Annotated in this window: 5 protein-coding genes, 1 tRNA gene, 1 other RNA gene and 1 pseudogene; 3 read left to right on the top strand and 5 right to left on the bottom strand. The window is 70.3% G+C overall.

Features of this window, described 5'->3' with window-relative positions; genetic code table 11:
- Together A3Q37_RS33560 and ffs are read right to left on the bottom strand one after the other, a co-directional pair.
- On the bottom strand, positions 1-1,381 hold a 1,381-nt coding region (locus A3Q37_RS33560), incomplete at its 3' end, for a DNA polymerase III subunit gamma and tau (RefSeq protein ID WP_141693637.1).
- A 58-nt stretch (positions 1,382-1,439) separates the two neighbouring features.
- Positions 1,440-1,534: signal recognition particle sRNA small type (gene ffs, locus A3Q37_RS33555), an RNA gene on the bottom strand.
- Positions 1,535-1,678: 144 nt separating this feature from the next.
- On the opposite strand from ffs, the gene A3Q37_RS33550 reads away from it, so the two are divergent.
- Positions 1,679-1,766 (top strand) — tRNA-Ser (locus tag A3Q37_RS33550).
- Between the two features lie 149 nt (positions 1,767-1,915).
- Here the strand turns inward: A3Q37_RS33550 and A3Q37_RS33545 are convergent.
- Together A3Q37_RS33545 and A3Q37_RS33540 are read right to left on the bottom strand one after the other, a co-directional pair.
- Complete coding sequence (locus tag A3Q37_RS33545; protein ID WP_065490693.1) at positions 1,916-2,380, bottom strand: GNAT family N-acetyltransferase; 465 nt, start codon at positions 2,378-2,380, stop codon at positions 1,916-1,918.
- 149 nt (positions 2,381-2,529) lie between these two features.
- On the bottom strand, positions 2,530-2,832 hold the full coding sequence (locus A3Q37_RS33540) for a hypothetical protein (protein ID WP_141693636.1): 303 nt from the start codon (positions 2,830-2,832) through the stop codon (positions 2,530-2,532).
- Between the two features lie 376 nt (positions 2,833-3,208).
- Between A3Q37_RS33540 and A3Q37_RS33535 the strand changes: the two genes are divergently transcribed.
- Both A3Q37_RS33535 and A3Q37_RS33530 read left to right on the top strand, forming a co-directional pair.
- On the top strand, positions 3,209-4,435 hold the full coding sequence (locus A3Q37_RS33535; protein ID WP_079138106.1) for a serine hydrolase: 1,227 nt from the start codon (positions 3,209-3,211) through the stop codon (positions 4,433-4,435).
- Positions 4,436-4,476: 41 nt separating this feature from the next.
- Positions 4,477-5,184: a TetR/AcrR family transcriptional regulator gene (locus tag A3Q37_RS33530; protein ID WP_065490691.1), complete on the top strand. Its 708-nt coding sequence runs from the start codon at positions 4,477-4,479 to the stop codon at positions 5,182-5,184.
- Positions 5,185-5,308: 124 nt separating this feature from the next.
- Here A3Q37_RS33530 and A3Q37_RS33525 read toward each other — a convergent pair.
- Positions 5,309-6,540 (bottom strand): annotated as a pseudogene (locus A3Q37_RS33525) (damage-control phosphatase ARMT1 family protein).
- Positions 6,541-6,564: the final 24 nt, after the last annotated feature.

The following is a 6,564-nucleotide window of genomic DNA, read 5'->3' as shown; positions in this document are numbered from 1 at the left end:
CGGGCTCGGCGGCGGGCGGGGCGTAGGGGGCTGGGGCGGGGGTCGGTGCATAGGCGGCGGGCGGCGCCTCGCCCCGTACGGCGGCACGAGCGGCGTCCGGACCGGCGGGACCCACGGGCGCAGGCCCCTGAGCGGCATGGACATCGGGCCCCGGCACGTACCCCATGGGAGCGGCACCGGCGGGCGGGGCGGCGAACGTGGCGCCGGCAGCGGCGGCGGCCGAGGCCCCGCGCTCCAGCCGGTCGAGCCGGGCCTGCAACGACCGCTCGTCGTCGTACGCGGCGGGCAGCAGGACCCGGGCGCAGATCAGCTCCACCTGGAGGCGCGGCGAGGTGGCGCCGCGCATCTCGGTGAGCCCGTCGTTGACGAGGTCGGCGGCGCGGCTGAGCTCGGCGGCGCCGAAGACGGAGGCCTGGGCCTGCATGCGCTCGACGACATCGGCGGGGGCGTCGATGAGCCCCTTCTCCCCCGCATCCGGCACGGCGGCGAGGATCACCAGATCCCGCAGCCGCTCCAGGAGATCGGCCACGAACCGACGCGGATCGTTGCCGCCCTCGATGACCCGGTCGACGACCTCGAAGGCGGCGGCCCCGTCACCGGCGGCGAAGGCGTCCACGATCGAGTCGAGCAGCGAGCCGTCGGTGTACCCGAGGAGCGAGGTGGCCATGGCATACGTCACACCGTCGTCGCCCGCGCCGGCGAGCAGCTGGTCCATGACGGACATCGAGTCACGCACGGATCCGGCCCCGGCGCGCACGACGAGCGGAAGGACGCCGTCCTCGACGGGACTGCTCTCCCTCTGACACACATCGGCGAGATAACTGCGCAGGGTCCCCGGAGGCACGAGCCGGAACGGGTAGTGGTGCGTACGCGACCGGATCGTCCCGATGACCTTCTCGGGCTCGGTCGTCGCGAAGATGAACTTGAGGTGCTCCGGCGGCTCCTCGACCACCTTCAGCAGGGCGTTGAAGCCCGCCGGGGTGACCATGTGGGCCTCGTCGATGATGTAGATCTTGTAACGACTGGAGGCGGGCCCGAAGAAGGCCTTCTCGCGCAGATCACGGGCGTCGTCCACACCACCGTGGGACGCGGCGTCGATCTCGATGACATCGATGGACCCCGGCCCGTTCCGCGCGAGGTCCCGGCAGGACTGGCACTCCCCGCACGGGGTCGGCGTGGGCCCCTGCTCGCAGTTCAGACAGCGGGCGAGGATGCGCGCGCTGGTCGTCTTTCCACAGCCGCGCGGCCCGCTGAACAGGTACGCGTGATTGACCCGGTTGTTCCGCAGGGCCTGCTGGAGCGGGTCAGTGACATGCTCCTGACCGATGACCTCGGCGAACGACTCGGGGCGGTAGCGGCGGTACAGCGCAAGGGACGACACATCTACGAGGTTATCGGGACCGACTGACACCCGGCCCCACAGCACCTCACGGCAAACGCAAAGGGCCCCCCACGCACCCGCCAGAGCCAACCTACCCTTGCTGCCTTCCGGCCCTGGGGGAGTTCAGTCAGATAGCGCCACGTGAGGGGCTGACGCCCACCTTAGCGGATCCCCACCCCCTCCGGTCCACCTGCCCTCCCCCACCGAACGACCTGCGACGCCCCCGAACCCCGCTCCCGGACGATCTCCGGCGAACGTGTTCGCGAGCACCCTCCAACGTCTTGTATTGTTTGCGGCGGAGGATTCGCCTAGTGGCCTAGGGCGCACGCTTGGAAAGCGTGTTGGGGGCAACCCCTCACGAGTTCGAATCTCGTATCCTCCGCCATTGCTCTCACCGGGCAATACGTCGAAGGCCCCCGCAGCTCGCTGCGGGGGCCTTTGCGGTTATACGGACCGCGTGCTTCCCCGGCCGACAACAAGCACAAGCTGCCAGTACACGGCGTCGCACACAGATGACGCGGGCGGCGGGACCGCTCAGGGGTGCAGCCTCTTCACCATGACCGCGTACACCGGGGAGTCGGCGAAGGGCTGCTGCTCGCCCGCCTTCTCGTAGCCCCACGTCTCGTACAGCTCCTGAACTTTTGGGTGGGTCACGTCGACCAGGAGCACCGCGAGGTCTTCGCCGCGCTCCTTCAGCAGGGCTTCGTGGAGCCGCTCCGAGATCCCCTGCTTCCGCCACCGCGGGCGCACCATGACCTCGGAGACGGCGTAGGTCACGGTGTAGCCGTTGTTCGGCACGAACGCGGTGGGGCGCCACCACTCACGGCCCGGCTGGAGCGGGGCGCCGTACGCGAAGCCGGTCGGCTCGTCGCCGTCGAAGGCGACGACGCAGGTGAAGCCGTCCATTGCTGACCAGTGATCGACGAACCACGGGAACCGCTGGTTGAACTCGTTGCCCATCGCATCGGCGTAGGCGTCGGCGTGCACATCGATCAGCATCTGCCTGAAGCCCTCGGGGAGGCTTCATCTCGCATGCGATCTGCCCAGTCGCACGCATACGCCGTTGACGGCGCCGACCACGATGACGCGGAGGTGCTGGTAGGTCGGCGGGCAGTATCCGTCCGGGCCCCGGGCCACGGGCGCTCGGTTCAGAGCGTCTTCACGGTGCACGTCTCACAGCTCTTGTGCTGTGATCCCTGGAAGTTGCCGGTTGAATTACTGATCGTGGCCTTGGAGTTGTTATGGATCCACTTCTTCCATGTGCCGTCGGTCTTGACACGGACCCAGGCGTGCCCGGCACATGAGGTGCCTGTCTTCTGCGTGTAGACCAGAGTGCGGCTGGAGTAGGCGTCGTAGTACGTCTTCACGCCGCCACAGGTGCGCGACAGATCCGCCGTGGCCGCGGACGCCGGCGCGGCGACCAGCGCGACCGTGCTCACCGCAGCTACCACCGCACCCACCATGGTCTTCCCTCGACTGCCCATACCGTTTGTTCCCCCTTGGAGCGCCCAGGCTGACCGCCTGTCAGCCGACAGCGAGCATTCAGCTTGACGCACGGAGAGCCAGACACCCACCTACAACTATGCAGGGTTGACCTCTCCAGGCCCCGCCAACACCTCTGTACGACAAGGCCCCTCGCCCCGAGGAGACGATGCACGGCTTCGCGGTACGGGCCATGCACCGGGGGAGCGTCCACGTACTGGATGGCGGGGCAAGCTGCCGGAGGCGGCAACGGCACCCCTCCTCATGCCGGTCCTTGCCTCGACGAACCAACGGTGTCACCATTGGTTCAAAATAAGCGGGCGAGCGTTTGCGAGGTGCGGTGACATGGTGGGCGACAGGAAGTGGGCGTCCGGGGCCGGGGTGATCGCGACGGCTACGGCTGTCGCGGCGGCCGGCGCGGGGGTGCGGTGGGTGTGGCGGCATCAGGACGAGCTGATGATGCGCCCGCCTTTGAACGAGTGGACGTTCTCGCACATGTCGCTGCTGCTGCCGACGGAGACCGTGCCGCGCGCCGGCCGCCCGAGCGTTCTGCCGCGGGCTCCCCGGCCGCTGGAGTTCACGTACGAGTGGGACGGGGCGACAAGGACGCTGTCCGACCTGCACGCCCGGACGCATACGACGGGGTTCGCGGTCGTGCACCGGGGGCGGCTGGTGCACGAGGCGTACCCGGGGCGGTTCGCGGGGCCGGACCGGCGGCTCCAGCTGTTCTCGCTGACGAAGTCGGTGACGTCGGTGCTGGTGGGGATCGCCCTGGAGGAGGGCGCGATCGGGTCGACGGACGACAAGGCCGTCACGTACTGCCCGGAGCTGGCCGGTTCGGCGTTCGACGGCCCGACGGTCGAGGACCTGCTGCACATGAGCAGCGGGGTGGGCGGCAAGGAGGACTACGAGGACCCGGACGCCCCCGTCAACCGGCTGATGCGGGCGGTGACCGGGCAGGGAGGGACCGTACTGGAAGCCGTACGGTCGGTTCGGCCGCACAGCGAGCCGGGCGCCCGGTTCAACTACTCCACGCTCGACACTCAGGTGCTGGGCTGGGTCCTGGAGGCGGCGACCGGCCGGACGCTGGCGCAGTACGCCGCCGAGCGGCTGTGGGGGCCGATCGGAGCGGAGTCCGACGCCTACTACGCGCTGTCGCGGAGGGTGCCGCGTACGGCCGTCGGCGGCGGTTCGTTCAACGCCACGGTGCGGGACATGGCCCGGCTCGGCCTGCTGATGGCCCACGACGGCCGGTGGGACGGGGAGCAGGTCGTCCCGCAGTGGTGGGTCGCGCGCAGCCGCGGGGCCGGCCTGCCGCGCCTGGAGGGCAGCGCGCTCGGTGAGGCGTACCCGGCCCATTACGGGTACTCCAACCAGTGGTGGACCCTCGGCGGGCCGCACCGCGCCTTCACCGGCCTCGGGATATACGGGCAGTTCCTCTGGGTCGACGCGGAGGCCGACGTGGTGGTGGTGAAGACCAGCGCCTGGCCGGTGGCCGACGACCCCGCGCTGGACGGCGAGACCGTGACGGCGCTCTCCGCGCTGGTGGCCCACCTCTCGGCGGACGGGTAGTCGTCCCCTGGGGCCGGTGGTCACGCACCTAGGATGGGAGCATGACGGATCCCGACAGCCCGGCCCCCAGATCCGTCGGCTCCAGGCGAGGACGGCCGCCCTCGAACGCGCTCAGCCGGGAACGCATCCTGGACGCGGCGCTGGCGGTGCTGGAGCAGGAGGGCCCGGAGGCGCTGACGCTGCGCAGGCTCGGCGCGGATCTGGGGTCCAACCACACGGCGGTGCTGCGCTACTTCTCCGGCAAGGACGACATCCTGCTCGGCCTCGCCGAACAGCTGATCGCCGAGGCCGTCGACGGCTTCGAGCCCGGCCCGACCTGGCGGGCGACCCTGACCGAGCTGGCCCGCCGGGTGCGCCGGGCCTGCCAGGCGCACCCGGCCCTGGCCGTGCTGGTCGCCTCCCGGGTGTCCCGGCGCGACGCGGAGTTCCGGGGAGCGGACCTGGTCATCGGCGCGCTGCTGGAGGCGGGTTTCGGCGCGCGGGAGTCCGCCCGCTACTACCGGGCGCTGGTCGACGTCACGCTCGCGATGGCTTCGTTCGAGGCCGCGTCGGCGGTACTGGCCGGGCCCGAGCGGGAGAGCGACCGGATGGCCTGGCAGCGCGAGTACCTCATGGCTTCTCCGCAGCGCTTCCCTCAACTCGCCTCCGTAGCACCGTATTTGGCAGAGGCCGACGAGGACGATCAGTTCGAGTTCGTGATGGGGCTGCTGCTGGACGCGGTGGAGGCACGCTCCGGTCGCCCCGCGTGACACGGTCCCGCGTCGCTCCCGCCGCCGACGGACCAGGCCGCCACCAGGGTCCCTCATAAGGCAATCCCCCACGAAAAAGGGAAGACCTCACCCATGGGGGCCGGCTCTGACCGGGAGGAAGGCCCTACGCCCGAACCTGGATCAAGGCATGCGTACCGCTCGTGCGCCAAGCCGCACCGGACCGTTCCAGAGCCTCCAGCGTCTTCTGCTCCAACCCCACCACCACGTCGGACTTCAGTGTGCGCAGCGCCGCGACCGCCCCGGGGAAGTACGCCGTGCGGTCCGCGAACGATGTCGTCGCGTCCCACATCCGATCGCCGACCAGCCGACGGTAGTTGAGGTCGCCCTTCAGGATGGTCAAGGTGGCCGCCGCCAACTCCGCCCGTAGGTCCCCCGGCATCTCCTCGTACGGCAGCGGCGCGCAGAAGAACGGATGGGTCCGGACCTCCAGGCGCCCCGTCGCCATGGCGTCCCAGAGGCGGCGTCCGATCCGGCCCGCCTCACCGGGCGCCTCCACCAGACGACGCAGGCAGTCGACGACGTCGGCGGTCATCGCGTCGGAGACGTAGTACGGGTAGGGCTTCACGTGGAGCACGATCCGCTCGGCATGGCGGTGCAGGAGGAGGTGGTCGATGAGGATCAGGTCCGGGATCAGCTCCCGCCCCGCGTTGTCCGCCACCACGGCGACCGTGGCGCCGGCTCCGGCGGCAGGAGCTGCCAGAGCAGAGCGCTGTCGTCGGCGACCAGGTCATCGGCCGCGGCGCCGGGTGCCGCGTCCCCCTCCGTGACGCGGAAGCCCAGGTCCGCGCGGTTGCCCCAGACCGAGGCGCGGAGCAGGGCCGTGGCTCGCTCCTCGGCCGGTACGTCGGCGAGCGCGTCCAGGGCGCGAAGCTCCTCGTCCACCGCCGTGCCGCGAAGCTCGGCCTGTTTGAAGGGGGCGAAGGGGTCGACGCCCTGCCACGGGCCCGTACCGAAGTACCCGACGGCGCCGAGGAGCCTGCGGTAGAAGTAGCTCTCCGCCCACAGGAACGGGGCGTCGAACCACGATCGCCCGAAGAGCTCCCGCTCCCGTCCCCAGACCGACCACTGTTCATGGTCGGGTTCCGAGAGGGCTAGCGGTTCGATCACCCCGTTGTTATTCTGCTCCAGCAGGGCATCGAGTGCCTCGTGCCGGCGGGGGCCGTACGGAAAGGCGTCCCGTACCTGCTGGATCAAGGCCGGATGGCGCTTGGTCAAGACACCCCAGGCGAACGAGCCGGGTTCGTTGCTCACGATGACCGGTGCGTCCCGTTCGGGGGTCGGGCGGGGGCCACTGCCGGGGCCGTCATCCGGAGTGTGGGCCGATTTCTCCGCCATGGTCCGAGCCTCTCGCTTGCCGCT

It is taken from the genome of Streptomyces sp. PTY087I2 (assembly GCF_001687325.1).
Classification (GTDB): domain Bacteria; phylum Actinomycetota; class Actinomycetes; order Streptomycetales; family Streptomycetaceae; genus Streptomyces.
Note: the sequence above shows the minus strand (reverse complement) of the source record. Positions and strands in the feature narration are given on the sequence as shown.

Excerpts from the sequence above, each read along its gene's own strand:
- A3Q37_RS33530 (WP_065490691.1), top strand. The coding sequence starts at position 4,477 with ATGACGGATCCCGACAGCCCGGCCCCCAGATCCGTCGGCTCCAGGCGA.
- A3Q37_RS33535 (WP_079138106.1), top strand. The coding sequence starts at position 3,209 with ATGGTGGGCGACAGGAAGTGGGCGTCCGGGGCCGGGGTGATCGCGACG.
- A3Q37_RS33545 (WP_065490693.1), bottom strand. The coding sequence starts at position 2,380 with ATGCTGATCGATGTGCACGCCGACGCCTACGCCGATGCGATGGGCAAC.